This is a genomic window from Vibrio chagasii (genome assembly GCF_002954585.1).
Classification (GTDB): domain Bacteria; phylum Pseudomonadota; class Gammaproteobacteria; order Enterobacterales; family Vibrionaceae; genus Vibrio; species Vibrio chagasii_A.
The window spans coordinates 813,682-828,758 of the sequence record NZ_MSCI01000001.1; the positions used below are offsets into that span (position 1 = coordinate 813,682).

Here is a 15,077-nt window from a genome sequence, read left to right on the forward strand (position 1 = left end):
CCACAACCAAAAGTGAGCAGCAATGCTCACTTTTTTGATCGCTCCAAACCAATAACAATGAAAATTATCTGATTAGAGTTCATTCACTTTACTTCGAATCTAACTTATATTTTCAAGATAACCTTCAAAGACTTACTCTAATGAAACAGTTAAAACTAGGTCTATTTATCTTAATGTGCGGTGTAGGCGTATTAGTTGCCCTTACCCATTTTCCGCTGACGTCACAAACGGGTCAGCGTATTGAAGCCAAAGTGATCTCTAATACACTCACTCAGTCATTAGATGGACACAGACGTTATCTTACTGTTCAAACTCAAGACAACAGTGTATTTCGCGTGTCCATTGCACCGACCACAGACTGCCCTATTGATTCTGTAGTCTCGCTTGATACATTAAGTAACCAAATCACCGGACAAAACGGCTATCAGTTCATCCACTGTAGAGCTGCACCTTAGCCGCCGATATAACAACAGCTATAACGACAACAAGAATGGATACAATAAGAATGAATCAACCACTCATTTCACCAGAACAACTTCAACAACGTTTGTTAGAGCAAGACAACATCATCATCCTAGACGCCAGCATCGAATTTCAAATTCCAAGTGAGTCTGAAAAGATCAAAGGACAAATGATTCCTGGAGCAATTCGTTTCGACTACGACAAAGACTTCAGCAACAAACACACCCTACTTCCTCACATGTTCCCTTCCGAAAAACACTTCAACACTCGTGCACGTGAAATCGGCATCAATCAAGACAGCACGATTGTTGCATACGACAACTCGGGGACTTTCGCTTCGCCTCGCGCTTGGTGGATGTTTATGGCGATGGGACATCAGGATGTTTACATCTTAGATGGCGGCTTACCTGCTTGGATTGACGCAGGTTACGCAACAGACACATCGTACAGAGCTGAAGTCACGCCGGGCAATTTCGAAGGCAACATTCAAGACAACTACTTTGTGGATGCAAAGCAAGTCCTGAGCTATTCGGAGAGCAAGAGTGCCAATATTCTGGATGCACGATCTCAAGCTCGTTTTGATTCAGAAGTGCCTGAACCAAGAGCTGGATTACGCAGCGGGCATATTCCAAACTCAGTTTGTCTACCATTCGCACAAGTGCTAAACAACGGTAAGTTGAAACCACAGAGCGAGCTTGTAGAGATATTTTCTACGTTGGACTTAACACCAACTCAACCGATGTTCTTTAGCTGTGGTTCAGGTGTGACTGCCTGCATCATTTTATTAGCCGCAAAATTGGCGGGATACTCGGGTGAAATGGGAGTTTACGATGGCTCATGGACAGAATGGGGCGCTAACGAAAGCCTGCCTATCGCCGTAACAAACCAGTAATTCAACTTCGCTTACTGCCACTATTAGAATATACTCCGCGTGCATAATGAGCTTACTCCTAACATGGGTAAGCTCTTTGTTTTTATATCGTAACGGCTCTCGGCTAAACTCCCAGCAATAAACCAACAATAAACACTTATCAATCAAACACTAATCATTATTGTTGATATAAATGTTAATTTTTTACTCAAGAATCCCGATACATAGTCGTTACACTATTTAATCATTAGTCATTATCGATGTGTCTTACAAACTTAATACATCATATTGACGCCCAATAGTTTGTCTCGTGCACTCTGTTCAAAGTCGTAACCAAAAAAGGCATTCCATGGCTCTATTTAAGAAAAATATCTGGTCGCTGTACGCTCTAGTCGTACTGCTCACCTTGATACTTTTCACTGTGCTAGGTGTAACAAAATGGCAAGCAAATAGAGAAGACTTCATTGAGCAGCAGCATATTCAAGTTGAGCTGTTTTCTAGCTCGGTCAGTTCATTGCTCACAAGCCAAGAGGCACTCTTAGAAGTCGTTGGACACCAGTTGGCCCAACAGTCTGACTTCACTCGTACCGCCGCAATTCAAATTCGTCCAATATTGGATAAACTGCTTGAAACTCACCCAGCGATTGCTGCATTTGGTCTGCTTAACACACAGGGTGACTACCTGTCTGTTAGCTCAAACCTCAAACTGGCAGACCAAGACAACTTACTTGAGCTTCCACAAACTCGAGACTCCTTTCTAGAAGCGCTTTCAAGTGACAAGATGGTTCTAGGGCGTACCTATTTTCAAAAGTCCCTAGATAGCCTAGTCATCCCGTTAAGAAAATCGATTTCAGTGGATGGTAAAACCATTGATGCCGTAATGACTGCAGGGTTGCGCTTAGACAGCACTATAGTATTTGAAAACAACGCACATGCTGGAAGTTACAATACACTGACCTTGTTAAGACAAGATAAGTACCGTCAATTTTTCTCTAGTGACATCGAGTCTCTTGATGCTTACTTAAAACCAGTAGGCAGTGACCTGCTACAGCGCGTGAGCACTAACTTTTCAGAGCAAGTCAGCGCTACTGTGCAAGAAGCGAAAACGGGAAAAGAGACCTACTCATTTTTTGTCAGTGATGATAAGTATCACTCTCTACTCAGTGCTAAATACCTACCCGATTACAAACTTTGGGTCGTTGGTCGCACCGACCTTGCACACGTCGATACCGTGTTTATCGAAGAGTTTGGCATTCTTTTCATTATTTTTATTTTGATCCAGTGTGGTTTCTACATTTTGGTTAAGTCTATTGCCAAGAATGAGCAGCGCACTCGTAGTCAACTTATCTACCAAGCGAACCACGACCCTCTCACTACACTGCCAAACCGTTTATACATGCGTAAGAACATCGATAAATGGGTGGCAAGTGAGTCAGAGCAATTCTCACTGCTGTTCATCGATATCGATAACTTTAAATGCGTCAACGATACGCACGGGCATGATTTTGGTGACAAGGTTCTTAAACAAATAGCGCTGCGTTTAATGCGATTCCGCTCTCGATTGAGCCTCTTGGTGCGTGAATCGAGCGACGAGTTTCTGTTTTTAACTCCAATAACCAGTAAGTCTGAAATTAAACGACTCGCAGAGCGTATCATTGAGGTGCTATCTCAACCCTATGAAGTGCAAAACTCTCAATTCCTATTAGGCTGTAGCATCGGAATTGCACGTTTCCCTGAGCATGGTAAAGACCTTGATAACCTGCTTCGCTCTGCGGACATCTCAATGTACAAAGCCAAACAGCAGCAAAACTCATACAGCATTTTCACTACAGCAATGCAAGACGCTCACCTCTACAAGATGAAAGTCGAACAAAGGCTGCGTATTGCTATCGAGAAGCAAACACTATTCATGGCTTTCCAACCTTTAGTACGGACAGATGAGAGTATTGACGGTGTTGAGGCTCTTGTGCGCTGGGTTGATGACGAGTTAGGTTTTGTTCCACCAGATGTGTTTATCCCCGTCGCGGAGAGCACTGGCTTAATGCATAAACTCGGCACGTTTATAATCGAGTCAAGTATTATGCAAATCGCTCATTTGCATAGAACGACCGAGCAAGAGATCGGGTTATCGATCAACATCTCGGTGCGCCAGTTCTCTCATAAATCGTTCTCTGAACACCTGTTAGCCACGCTTGAGAAATACCAGTTCTCACCAAGCTGTTTGACACTAGAAATCACTGAAAGCTTGTTCATTGAAGATGTCACGTTAGTGAAACCAATTTTCGAAGGCCTCAAACAGAACCACATTAAGATCTCTTTAGATGATTTCGGTACTGGCTATTCATCATTGAGTATGTTGAAAGCACTGCCTATCGACGAGCTTAAAATCGATAAAAGCTTCATTGAGAATATTGCAGTAGACCAGCAGTCGCTAACCATGGTGCAAAACATCATTGCTATCGGTAAGAACTTCGGAATGGTGGTGTTAGCGGAAGGTGTGGAATCAAGCGAACACTTTGCTATCCTCAAAGCTTGCGGCTGTGATTTGATGCAAGGCTACTACTTCTCACGCCCTATCCCATACGAAGAGCTGTGCGAATATCTTACTCCCTCAGAGTCAATTCAAGATCAACCAGAACCTATGGTTTAGTTACTTAGCGGTGTAGTGATTCACAAATATAATAAGACTAAAAAGGGAGCCAACATCGGCTCCCTTTTGTTTTATTTGAGTTTCGTTATACACCACTCAAGGCTGCAGCCCAGAGAATAAAAACACAGACAATGAAAACAAAGCCCATTATGACTTAACGGTGATGACAACTCGTCGATTGCAACCTGTTGCCTTGTTGTCCGCAACCTTACAAATGGGTGCGCTTTCGCCATACGCATATTCAACGATGCGAGTTCCTTGGCGAAGATCTTCCTTTAAATAGCTAGTCACTTGCCCCGCACGACGTGATGAAAGCGCTTTGTTGTAGCTTTCACTACCAAGACTGTCAGCATGGCCTTCAATAAAAATCTTTGATTTATCGTCGACTAAGCTTAGGTATTGTTCCAGTACTTGTTTATGACTTTCATCCAACTTATACACGTTGATTGGATAATTAAGTACTAGAGATTGTGTCGCTTTGTCATAGAAACACACATCGTCTTGAGCCGCGATTTGGATCACCTCACTCTCTTTATTGAGTAGCTCATTCTGCGGTATTTCATCACGCTCTAACAATCTACCCGTTACTTGAGTCGTCACAACATGAGAAGAGACCAACTTGGTCGATGTTATATATTCATCGACATTGCCCAAGCAATTCGCATAGCCAACTGGAGAGAGCAGCATCATAGAAATAATCACTAGGTATCTCATGTTAATCCTTAAGTTTTCCTGTTTCTTCATTAATCAAATTCAAAATATACTTGTACACATCTTCACCATCTTTGGCGTGATAAATGTTTTTCTTGCCGAAGCAGTCTCCAAAGCCATCACTTGCTTGGACGCGATAGTTGATACCAATAACACCCATTGTCACTTTTGTTTTCTCAGCTTCAGTTGGTGCATTACTCTGGAAACGATTTCTTTTAGCTGAAATGGTTGAGCGCAGCTTTTTACATAACCCCCGATCCACCAATTTCTGTAAGTAGGTTTCGTCGCTATCGCTACCATCGGATAACACAATAAACACCTGTTCAGGGTTAAGGTTAGTCGCCTTATTGGCTTCTTGTGCTGCAGCAATGATTCCGTTCCAAGAAGAGGTACCTCCACCAGCTTTCAACTGAGCACTCATTAACTGAGCTCGAAAATTGTCATAATCCTCAGTCAGTGGAATATCGTAAAACTTGAAGTAATCATCAAAATCATTGTTTCGCTTATAAAGTCGCTCTACTTCGTATCGACTCATTCCATGCGATGGCTCTATAATCTCGTTATACAAGGTTGGTTCATCAAACATTCGTCTAACCGTTGTCGCAGGAGAGTTCCGAGCGTAGTCATAAGCATGTTTCTTTCGCCATGAAGCACGATAACCATAAGCGTTAAGTCTTACTATCTCGTCAGATTGTTTAACATGGAGCGGGTTGTACCCGAGCAAAGCAACTCGGCTTTTTTCCTCCGAATTAAACTCCTCAATGTCATCGACGACTCGCTTAATGGTTTCTTTCACGACATCTAACTTCATTTTTCCGTTCTTCCATGGGCTACCCATAGAACCACTGAAGTCACCAATAAAGTAAACGTCTACTGGCTGAGGAAGATATTTGCGCGTCACAGCTCGGCCACTGACTGAAAACTCAGGCTTTAAATTCACGTCTTCGTATGCAATCCAAGACGTGTATTTGGCCGTCGCCCTCACCACAAAGTCGCTGAACGGTGCGAGCTCACCACTTGCTTGTACACAACCATCCTTGTACTCACATATACTGGTATACACCGCTACATCGACATCATCTGTATTATCGACAACATAACGATCCACTAAGTAGCGTGCATACTTAACGTTGTTCTCTTCATCCTCTCTAGGGCTTGCGATAAGCGCTAGGCTAGCTACCTCTGCCGCTTCCAGTAACCTTGTATGTGCAAGCATCTGTTGCGACATCTGCATCGAAAACGCCATAAAAATAACCATCATCGGTAACAGGCCGACGAACAAAATACCCGCGACTCCCTTATTTCTTTTTATTGAACGCACCTTAAACCCTCGCAAATGAATAAGAAGAACTCACAAGACGGAAAACCTCACCGTTCGCGATACCAATCAGGTTTGTTGGGATTTCGTAGCACAATGAAACCTGATACATGGGTAATCTGCGCCCTCTGGAAGTGACGGGAAGCATTTCAATCGCTTTTTCTTTGGTGATATCGCTCATGTCAGGAAAGTCACAACCTTGTATGTTTCCTTTGGTTAGCGTCTTTTGAACCCTTCGGTAGTTCAATTTACCTCCAGAAACGGCAGCCTCTTCGAGCCTTATCTCATCAATTCGCATTCCGAATTTGGTTTTGTCAAAGTTCGGAATCATCCGCTTCATCGAAGCCGAAGCAATTGCAAAGGCGTTATGTTCTGTTTTCCTGCAATCACCTGCGCAAATATCCATCTTGGCGTTAAATAACTGCTTCCGCTCTGCGAAAATCGTGGTCATTGAATATGTAGCTCTGTCCAATTGGCCTTTCTTGTTAATCGCTAGCATGTGGTTCACTACAACTAAGAAAATGCCAGAAGCAAAGACAAGCACCATCGCCAGTTCAACCGCAAACGATCCTTTTTGTTTAACTTGCACAACCTGCCCCCTGACCAATTTTGAAAGAGCATCTTTCATACTCTTGGATCGTAATAACTTCGCGCTTTATCGGCATATCTGGGAACCAAATAGACACAATGGGATCGTAAGTGTATTCCAAAGCGTAAACTGCAAGTGCCATGTCTTCTGGTTCATCTTTCTTATCCGGACACTTATCTGCAGAAGCATAGTTGTCCGTGCATTTCAGAAAACCTTCGTAGTCTCGGAAATAGTTCACATGAATGATGACGCTACCCTCTTTAACGACGTTGCTCCATAGCGCTCCACCGGCTTTGTCCAACTCATCTTTGATCATTTGCCCGTAGTTAATCGATTGACTACTACTCGAGTCACCCGCTTTTTTGGTTCTCATCACTGCCGTTGTTAATGCGTGGTCAGTCATACTCATTGAAAACGTCAAAATACAGATCTCAACCCACCCGAAGACAATCGCGAGGAAAATTGGAATACCCATAGCGACTTCAACCGTTAATGCTCCCTTTTGCTTACGTTTAAACGATCTCATAAACGGACATACCTTTTCTTGGTGTAATCAACAACAAATGCTCCTTTAATATCAATGCTATTCAGAAACGCCTTGGCTTCATCCAGGTCATTGAAATCACCTATGCAGTAGCGCTTCCACAGCCCATGTGTATAGGAATACACAGCGCCATAGTTTGTTTTCAAATAATTCAAAAAGTCTGAAGGAATTGCAGTGTACGTTGCCAAAACTTGTACGCGATAAATAGGCTTTGCGTTTGGTTTAAGCTTTCTAGGATCAAGTACAGAACCACCGACACTGTGTTTAGACGCTTGAAAGTCTTTGGTAGCATCAAGCTTGCTCACACGTGATGTTGGGGCAACAAAGCCACCTGAATTCACTTGAGAGCCAATAAGCTGCTGTTCCATCTCTATTTTTGACTGTGTCACGATATTCTTCCCTCCGCTTTTAGATATTGACATCATTAACGCTTTAAGTTGCTTACGCGCTTGTTCATCACTATTTGAATGTTTCAAAACCTCGAGCGCGATATCTGGCCTTTGAGATTTAACTGAAGAAAGAATCAAGTTAGAGCTCACTCTTTGATCATTAGGATTCGAAAGGTATAGGTCATATAAAATGTCCGTCGCACCTAAATAATCAGCCTGCATTATTTTCACCACGGCAATGTTATTACCGGCCTCTCTATCAGATGCACCTTGTTTACGACTCTCTTCAAAGTGTTCGATGGCTTTGACAAACTGCTTCTGCTGAGCCAAAATTTTTCCGGTTAAAAGTTGATACTCATATTCGGTACCTCCTTCGTCGCGGTATTTATTTAGCTCTTCTAGCGCGCGTTCAAAGTTCTTTTTCTGATAGTAAATTCGAGCATTAGTTAGTATGTATTCCGGGTTATCAAGGTTGCTCTCGCTATAGGTATTGCGATATAGCTCCGCCGACTTGATATCCTTTAGGTCTAAATACAGGTTAACGAGTTTTACTTTATATATAGGGTCAGACTGTATGTTTGCTTTGTAGAACTCGATAAGTTTCTGCGAATCGCCGGCCCCTATGAGTAGTTGTTCTTTGGTCTCAAGTTGATTATTCACGGTTGTACAACCAGAAAGTAAAGCGAAGAGCACAGTGACAAATAAATACTTTTTAATCACATCAACATCCTTAAAATACCTGGGGCAGCAATGAGAACAACAATAGGAACCATGATAAAAGCAATCAGAGGGATGGACATTTTTGCCCCCATCTTCCCAATTCTTTCTTCCAGATCCATCATGTTCAATTCTCTGATATCAGTCGCTAGCGTTGCCAGCACAGGGCCTACAGATGAACCAAACTGCAAGCTCTGCACCATGGTCATCACAAAGCTTTGCGATTCACTGGTTGGTACAAGGTCGTAAAACTCCTCTAGCGCCTTTTCCAAACCAACAAGGCGTGAACGTTCCACCGTAACTCGGACAACATGAGCAAGATTGCTATCAATAGAATGAAGTTCCTTAGCTAAGTATTCCAGGCTCGATTCGATAGTCATCCCGGTATGAACACACACATTCATCAAGTCGAGTAAAAAAGGTAGCCTCGAACTAATGTGTTTAATATTGGCTTTCCCCCGAGCAGACACATAAGCATCAGGGGCAATAACAAACGCTAATAACGCGCCCAATAAATACAACAAAGAAAACAGTACTTCGGTTTCTCCGCTATAAAAATCAAAGCCAATAAGAATCAAGCAGATACTAAAAGGAACGATTTTAAGGAGGTAATAAGCATCGGCGAGAAAGTCACTATAAAAACCCGCCGCTACTAACTTGCGTTTAGTTTCATCTTTATTAAAACTGATTCGAGATAATATCGATTTAAATAAGTCGGTTCGCTTCTTTTCTTCGCGTGTCGAACCAATAATTCTTCGGGTTTCAATATTTGCTCTGGTGTTGTCCCAAAATCGCAAGCAGTACGTGGCAAGCACCATTGAAACTACAAATATCACGCCCCAAATGCCCAGGGTTTTCATGTCCATTAGTTAACACCCCGCAATATCAGCCAAATGCAAAAGAACCCGAGCAGCTCACTTACTAGAACGTAATAAAAAATCGGCTGACCAGCCTCTTCGAACATCACGAAGCTGTAGTTCTCTGGGCTGGTGAACTTTAAAATGATCAAGAATATTACTGGTAAGCAAGCAATAATTTTTGCTGATGCGCGCGCTTCAGAGGTCAGCGCATTCTTTTTCTTCTCTACCGCTCTCGAATCAAACATGAGTCGGTTAATTTTGTTGATGACATCTTTCAGCTGACCACCTCGTGCTAGGTTGATTCGGATTGTTGAAGCGAAGAAAAAATATTCTAAATAAGGGAATGTATTGCTGCTTCGTTCAAGTACGTCGTCAGGGGCCTCACCTATCAGTAGGCGCTCAGCCATAAATTTGAACTCTTTACCTACCTCGTTATCAAGCTGCTTACCAACATATTCGAATGCATGGATAATACTTTGCCCAGAAGATATCGCCCCGCTCAGAATATTTAAGGCATCTGGAAAATTAGTTTTAAACCGGTCCATCTGTCTCTGTTTGAGCTTGTTATAGAAAACGAAGAACAAAACGGGCTCAGCGATCATCAGGCAAACAGGGTAATCCAGTCTTAAGAAGAACTCATTGATGGCATACACCGCTGACGCAGAAACACAGACAAACAAAATAAGCTTCAGCGACATATTAGGCTGAAATACCTTGACCATCTTCTTATAGCTTTTCCGGAACCTGGTTTTGTAGCTCTCTTCAAACTGCTGAGAATCAATAACAGATCGAACGCCCTTTACCCCTTCGAATTCAGCCTCCATCTCGATCAAGCTACTCAACTTTTTGTTTTGACGAGAGCGATGAATAAGGAAGTAGATCAGCAACGCGCTCCATGACGCAATCAGAATGAATGTCATGAGAAGATCTCCCTGACCGCTTGCTCTAGCCCGAAAAACTTAGCACGTTCATAAATGACAGAGCGGGTTGATAAACCGGGGGTCCTGAACTCACCGACCATTTTCCCATCTTTAAAATCAGAGCTCGCCTCGTAACGAAAAATATCTTCCATCACAACGCTATCCCCTTCCATTCCTATGATTTCCGAAATGTACATCACCTTACGGCTGCCATCATGAAGACGCTTTACCTGAACAATCAGGTCTACTGCACTCACGATGGTTCTGCGTATTGCAGATATCGGCAGGCTAGCGGTTGCCATCATCACCATGCTCTCAGTACGAGCAATCGCGTCGCGTGGTGTATTGGCGTGCAATGTCGACATAGACCCATCATGACCGGTATTCATCGCTTGAAGCATCTCGAACGCTTCTCCGCCACGACACTCACCAACAATGATTCTGTCTGGGCGCATACGAAGAGCGTTGATCACGAGATCGCGCGCGGTAATTTCCCCCGTTCCTTCAACGCTGGCTTGTCGAGTTTCAAGCCTAACGATATGCGGCTTTTGAAGCTGCAATTCGGCAGCATCCTCTATGGTAACGATACGTTCGCCTTCACCGATGAAACCAGATAACGCATTGAGTAGCGTTGTTTTACCTGAACCTGTACCACCAGAGATCAATATGTTGCATTTACAGTGGCTAGCAATCGACAAAAGCTTGGCCATCTCAACAGACATAGCACCAAACTCTGCAAGGTTCTCGAGCTTAATTTTCTGCTCTTTGAATTTACGAATAGAAATAGAAGTACCATCAATCGCCAGCGGAGGTATTACGATGTTGACACGGCTACCATCCATTAAGCGTGCGTCACAAAGTGGCTTAGATTCGTCAATACGGCGCCCTACGTTAGAGGCGATCCGCTTAGCTATAGTGTTTAACTGCTTCTCGTTAACAAATTGAATTGGCGACTGTTCTACCTTGCCATTGATTTCAATGAAGATATCCGAAGGCCCATTGATCATAATATCCGAGATATCATCGTTATCGACCAAGGCTTGCAGTGGTCCCAAGCCTTTAAGTTCATCAAGCAGTGCCTTAACCAAATCGACCCGTTTCAAGGAGCTGACTTGCAACTGCTTCTTGTCGATCAAGATATTTACGGAGTCTTTAAGCTGCTCTTCAAGCTCTTGATTACTAATTTCGACGAGTGACGCCGCATCCAACGCATCGAAAATCTCATCGCGAAGTTGAATGTAGATTTCTTTTAATTGATTCATTTTCTAAACAAACTAAAGCGTGATTTAGGTTTAATTTTCTTACCCGTCAATGTCGCGACTATACTCAGCACAGCAGACGAGGACTTGGATTTAAGCAACTCATTGATGCCTTGCTGGACCACCATCTTCTCGAGCGACGGCTCATACATGAAGTCAATGCTGTCCTTGGCTTTGATCCGCTCTTTAGCGCTAGCAAGTGTCACCATAAAGTCCTTTGCCGGCCTATTTAAATTGAAAATGATTTGGTGTTCGGATTTACCTATCTTTTTCTTCAAAGAGTTATAAGAGCGCAATGAAGACACCGACGGTTCACAAACAATAAAGATGCGATGGTACTTATCTGACAATTCCTGATCGTGCATTTCTTCGTAACAAGACAACGGCGCTGAATCGATAATAAAGTTATATTGATCAATCAGTTGATTAGAAAGGTTGTAGAGCGTCGACGCGTGATCAGAGAGACAAGCGACGTTCTTCTCTAACACCAAATAATCAAGCTTGTCTTTCACCGGGTGTACGTAGGTCTTGGCGATGGCACTGTCGATATCAATTTGATTCAAATCGATACTGTTGTGTTTAGCTTTTAAGCCTTTCACACCGATATAGATGTCGCTATTCAAAGCCCCTGAGTCATGATCGACTAAAAGCGTTTTTAAATTCGCTTGTTCAGCCAAAGAGTGAGCCAAGACTGAACTCACATATGAAATGCCAATCCCACCCTTGGTTCCGAGTACTAAAATACGCTTAGCAACACGCGTTTTTTTAACGGTGCTTTCACCCTCTTGCGTAGACTTAATTGCCGCAAGTAACGCATCAAGCTCAGAATCCCACAGCACATACGTCGCACCTAAAGCGTGCACTTGGTTACGCAGCTTTATCGAGTCAACATCACATAGAACGAGTAAAGAAATGTTCACATCCAGTCGAACCGAAATCTCAGAGACTTGCTCTATTACGTTTGGTGCACTGCGAAGGTCCAATACAACATGGTTCAGCTTGATGTTTGACTGATTCCAAGCACCGTCTAAATCAATATCGGTCACCTCAATAGGTTTGGGAAAGCCTTCGATTGCGTAAAGATCTTGGATCGATGCTGTTAGCGTGCTGTCGTCAGAAACAACCAAGTCTGTCGCTTGAACCGACGATTTCATTTTCGACGACGAGTTACGAAATAAAATATCTAAGTCCATCGCTACTTCGCCTTTTTGATTGGGTTAACCAAGCTAATGTTACGGTTGTGCTCAACACTACAGCCAAATTGGTAGTCCTCACGTTTCGAAAACACCATCACGCCGCAATCACTGCTTTTAATGCGAACGTATCGCCCTATGATCAGGATGTTTTTCTGCTGGTCATCAGCAGCAAGCTCGACTTTATATCTGTCTTTGGCAATCGACTCCGATTTAAACCTATCTCGAAACTTAGCTACGAACTCACTCGCATCTGGCTTGTATTTGACGTAGAACGTTGACTTAGGCTCTCTTGCATTCAGCTCTCGAATAAAAGCCACAGAGCGTGACATTGAATCTTCGCTGATCGTTGTATCAAACTCGAAGCGTTCTTCTAGTTGCTCAATAACACTGGTGTTCGTGCTATCAACATGCGTACAAGCAGAGGCAAGCAGTACTAGTAGAGTAATAGCGATCCATTTCATCAGTTGAACCCTCCTTGGTTGATTGTGTTTTCTAGCTCTGGCTCATCAAGTTCAGAAAGGTCGATTCTCAGGAGTCGTTCAAGGTCGCTGGTACGCCTAAAGCTCGGCAGTTTGACCTGCTCTTGCTCAACTGGATCGACTAAATTAACCGTAGCGACGATAATGAGTTCAGTTTTAGAGCGGTTAGTAGAGGTGTGACTGAACAGTGCGCCCAAGATTGGGATGTCACCCAAAATTGGAATCTTGGTTAACGATTCACGCTCTTCTGAAGTCAGCAGTCCTGCGAGTACAAAGCTTTGGCCATCTTTCAAATGGACCGTAGTTTGGGCTCTTCTAGTACGTAACGAAGGCACGGAAATAAGCCCGGTCGTGGTCTTATTTGATTCATCAATTGAGCTCACTTCTGGTATCAAGGTTAAGCGGATGTTCTCTGTATCCGTGACCTTTGCCACCATCGCCAATTTAACACCATACTCTTTATAGGAGATGGTAATGCCATCTTCGTCTCGCACCGCGATTGGGATTTCACCACCCGCTAGGAAGCTAGCCTGTTCGCCAGAAATAACGGATAGATTGGGCTCTGCCAGCACGCGTCCAATCTTGTCATCACCGCTCGCAGAAATAACAGCAACAATATCCTGAGCGGTAAAGTCAAGCAGCTTATTAACAAAAGTACCTGGCTCACCGCTGTCACTATAAGTCACACCCAACTCGGTTAAAAATGAACTCGAGACTTCCGCAACCGTTAGTTTTACGTTGATCTGCTCGGTGGTAAGCACTTTTAAGTTATTAATCACTTGGTCGTAGTTGTATTGTGCGGTGTACTCTATTTCGTCGAGCGCTTCACCGTCTGCATCTTTGAGTTCGTAAGCGGCACGACGACGTTCTTTATTAAGCATTTCACCGACAAGGCGGTTGATCTTCTGTTTAATCTCTTCACTGCCAACAATACCATCGAGTACCACTTGATCACCGATATTGGAAACCACTACGTTTTCATCAGGGAATCGTGCGATTAGCGTCTGCTTTAGTAGCCTTAGACTTTGATTAACCACCAATTCAGCATTGTAAATTTCGTTTCCGCCACGATCATAAACAATCACTGAAGTAGTGCCTTGGCCAACGCCATAAACGACAACCTTGTTTTCATCAATAATTTTGTAGTCAGCGATCTCTTGGTTCGCTACAAATACTGTCGATATTTGTCTCTTTAAATTAATGGTCTTCGCCGCACCTTGATCTAAGTTCATTAAGTCAGATGCGAGCAATGGGCAAGAGAGAATTGCAGACAATAGCAAGGCTATATGTTGTTTATTTAAATTCATGTTAGTCCTTACCACGTAGTTCTCTGACACCAAACTGTGTTTCTAATAAGTCACTACTGCGAATAGATAAATAGCGGTTTTCAATTTCTGAAGGAATGATATTTACATCCCCAATTTTTTGAGCCATTTCGAGTTTCAATACACTGCGCATATTTAGAGCAATAACTAAGCTGTATTTTTTATCTTCAGCATCTTGTGAGTCGGTATCTTCGCTACCTTTAATCACCTGTAATACTCGCGCTCCACTAATAATGACTCGGCTGACCAAATCACCGATGTCTCCATATCCACTCTCTACTAGGTTTGATTTTGAAGATGTAGTAGAAACAAAGCTCACTTTATCGCCAGGAGTAATGGTCGATGTTTGTACAACCCCGATGCCTGTTACTTCATAAAAATAAGGCAATTCGCCATCATTAAGCGACAGATACATATAATCTCGGTCTCCTGGGTTTGAAATCATCTCTTGTGTTAAATAAGTACCTTCTTTGATGTCTTCTTTAAAAAGAGCCCCAGGTTGAACAACAATGTCTTTTTCTAAGGTATAGTAATAGCCGTCTAAATCCGATATATGGACAAACTTCTTCTCGTAAAAATTGGGAGTCAAGGGTTGAGAGCGCTTGATCTCTTGTTGAGCGACTAAAATACTCACTTTGAGTTCTTCTTTTTTCTGGACTTGTTGTGGCTCTTTGTCCGATGAAATATAATTACTATTGATATATATCAATGTCGAAAAAATAGATAAAGCGATAAGAAGGAGAATGATAATTCTGTTCATATTAAGCCTAAAATAGGGGCCCAAGCC

At 42.9% G+C, this 15,077-nt stretch carries 15 protein-coding genes; 3 read left to right on the forward strand and 12 right to left on the reverse strand.

Translation table 11 applies throughout. The annotated features are described in order from the left end of the window. The first annotated feature begins 140 nt into the window (after window positions 1-140). The 3 genes from BTO10_RS04030 to BTO10_RS04040 all read left to right on the forward strand — a co-directional run bounded on the left by BTO10_RS04030 (window position 141) and on the right by BTO10_RS04040 (window position 3,983). Window positions 141-455, forward strand: a complete 315-nt coding sequence (locus tag BTO10_RS04030; protein ID WP_105023644.1) for a hypothetical protein — start codon at window positions 141-143, stop codon at window positions 453-455. 50 nt (window positions 456-505) lie between these two features. Then, window positions 506-1,354: a sulfurtransferase gene (locus BTO10_RS04035; RefSeq protein WP_105023645.1), complete on the forward strand. Its 849-nt coding sequence runs from the start codon at window positions 506-508 to the stop codon at window positions 1,352-1,354. A gap of 328 nt (window positions 1,355-1,682) precedes the next feature. Further along, complete coding sequence (locus BTO10_RS04040; protein WP_105023646.1) at window positions 1,683-3,983, forward strand: putative bifunctional diguanylate cyclase/phosphodiesterase; 2,301 nt, start codon at window positions 1,683-1,685, stop codon at window positions 3,981-3,983. Window positions 3,984-4,130: 147 nt separating this feature from the next. Here BTO10_RS04040 and BTO10_RS04045 read toward each other — a convergent pair whose 3' ends face one another. Genes BTO10_RS04045 through BTO10_RS04100 form a run of 12 tightly spaced genes read right to left on the reverse strand, consistent with a single transcriptional unit; the run spans window position 4,131 to window position 15,050 of the window. Beyond that, window positions 4,131-4,697 (reverse strand): OmpA family protein, encoded by a 567-nt coding sequence (locus tag BTO10_RS04045; RefSeq protein ID WP_004737224.1) that lies wholly within the window; start codon window positions 4,695-4,697, stop codon window positions 4,131-4,133. Between the two features lies 1 nt (window position 4,698). After that, complete coding sequence (locus BTO10_RS04050; RefSeq protein ID WP_146106814.1) at window positions 4,699-6,015, reverse strand: TadE/TadG family type IV pilus assembly protein; 1,317 nt, start codon at window positions 6,013-6,015, stop codon at window positions 4,699-4,701. Between the two features lies 1 nt (window position 6,016). Further along, the gene (gene tadF / locus BTO10_RS04055) at window positions 6,017-6,601 is read right to left on the reverse strand and encodes a tight adherence pilus pseudopilin TadF (protein WP_102424796.1); all 585 of its coding nucleotides are present in this window, start codon (window positions 6,599-6,601) and stop codon (window positions 6,017-6,019) included. After that, complete coding sequence (locus BTO10_RS04060) at window positions 6,591-7,127, reverse strand: TadE/TadG family type IV pilus assembly protein (protein WP_102424797.1); 537 nt, start codon at window positions 7,125-7,127, stop codon at window positions 6,591-6,593. Before BTO10_RS04060 ends, tadF begins: the two co-directional genes overlap by 11 nt. Next, window positions 7,124-8,254, reverse strand: coding sequence for a tetratricopeptide repeat protein (locus tag BTO10_RS04065; RefSeq protein ID WP_105023647.1), 1,131 nt, complete (start codon window positions 8,252-8,254; stop codon window positions 7,124-7,126). Before BTO10_RS04065 ends, BTO10_RS04060 begins: the two co-directional genes overlap by 4 nt. Further along, a complete protein-coding gene (locus BTO10_RS04070; RefSeq protein ID WP_105023648.1) occupies window positions 8,251-9,117 on the reverse strand; it encodes a type II secretion system F family protein in 867 nt (288 codons plus the stop codon). The genes BTO10_RS04065 and BTO10_RS04070 overlap by 4 nt, the downstream gene beginning before the upstream one ends. Next, complete coding sequence (locus BTO10_RS04075) at window positions 9,117-10,031, reverse strand: type II secretion system F family protein (RefSeq protein ID WP_105023649.1); 915 nt, start codon at window positions 10,029-10,031, stop codon at window positions 9,117-9,119. The genes BTO10_RS04070 and BTO10_RS04075 overlap by 1 nt, the downstream gene beginning before the upstream one ends. Next, entirely contained in the window at window positions 10,028-11,293 is a 1,266-nt protein-coding gene (locus BTO10_RS04080; protein ID WP_004737217.1) for a CpaF family protein, read from the reverse strand. The genes BTO10_RS04075 and BTO10_RS04080 overlap by 4 nt, the downstream gene beginning before the upstream one ends. Further along, window positions 11,290-12,483: an AAA family ATPase gene (locus BTO10_RS04085; protein WP_004737216.1), complete on the reverse strand. Its 1,194-nt coding sequence runs from the start codon at window positions 12,481-12,483 to the stop codon at window positions 11,290-11,292. Before BTO10_RS04085 ends, BTO10_RS04080 begins: the two co-directional genes overlap by 4 nt. Window positions 12,484-12,485: 2 nt before the next feature. Then, window positions 12,486-12,947, reverse strand: coding sequence for a hypothetical protein (locus tag BTO10_RS04090; RefSeq protein ID WP_004737215.1), 462 nt, complete (start codon window positions 12,945-12,947; stop codon window positions 12,486-12,488). Further along, window positions 12,947-14,272, reverse strand: coding sequence for a type II and III secretion system protein family protein (locus tag BTO10_RS04095; RefSeq protein WP_004737214.1), 1,326 nt, complete (start codon window positions 14,270-14,272; stop codon window positions 12,947-12,949). The genes BTO10_RS04090 and BTO10_RS04095 overlap by 1 nt, the downstream gene beginning before the upstream one ends. 1 nt (window position 14,273) lies before the next feature. Continuing rightward, on the reverse strand, window positions 14,274-15,050 hold the full coding sequence (locus BTO10_RS04100) for a pilus assembly protein CpaB (RefSeq protein WP_105023650.1): 777 nt from the start codon (window positions 15,048-15,050) through the stop codon (window positions 14,274-14,276). Between the last annotated feature and the right edge of the window lie 27 nt (window positions 15,051-15,077).

Coding starts and splice junctions, on each gene's coding strand:
- BTO10_RS04085 (WP_004737216.1), bottom strand. CDS start 12,483: ATGGACTTAGATATTTTATTTCGTAACTCGTCGTCGAAAATGAAATCG.
- BTO10_RS04030 (WP_105023644.1), top strand. CDS start 141: ATGAAACAGTTAAAACTAGGTCTATTTATCTTAATGTGCGGTGTAGGC.
- BTO10_RS04035 (WP_105023645.1), top strand. CDS start 506: ATGAATCAACCACTCATTTCACCAGAACAACTTCAACAACGTTTGTTA.
- BTO10_RS04100 (WP_105023650.1), bottom strand. CDS start 15,050: ATGAACAGAATTATCATTCTCCTTCTTATCGCTTTATCTATTTTTTCG.
- BTO10_RS04080 (WP_004737217.1), bottom strand. CDS start 11,293: ATGAATCAATTAAAAGAAATCTACATTCAACTTCGCGATGAGATTTTC.
- BTO10_RS04095 (WP_004737214.1), bottom strand. CDS start 14,272: ATGAATTTAAATAAACAACATATAGCCTTGCTATTGTCTGCAATTCTC.
- BTO10_RS04075 (WP_105023649.1), bottom strand. CDS start 10,031: ATGACATTCATTCTGATTGCGTCATGGAGCGCGTTGCTGATCTACTTC.
- BTO10_RS04090 (WP_004737215.1), bottom strand. CDS start 12,947: ATGAAATGGATCGCTATTACTCTACTAGTACTGCTTGCCTCTGCTTGT.
- BTO10_RS04040 (WP_105023646.1), top strand. CDS start 1,683: ATGGCTCTATTTAAGAAAAATATCTGGTCGCTGTACGCTCTAGTCGTA.
- BTO10_RS04060 (WP_102424797.1), bottom strand. CDS start 7,127: ATGAGATCGTTTAAACGTAAGCAAAAGGGAGCATTAACGGTTGAAGTC.
- BTO10_RS04070 (WP_105023648.1), bottom strand. CDS start 9,117: ATGGACATGAAAACCCTGGGCATTTGGGGCGTGATATTTGTAGTTTCA.
- BTO10_RS04045 (WP_004737224.1), bottom strand. CDS start 4,697: ATGAGATACCTAGTGATTATTTCTATGATGCTGCTCTCTCCAGTTGGC.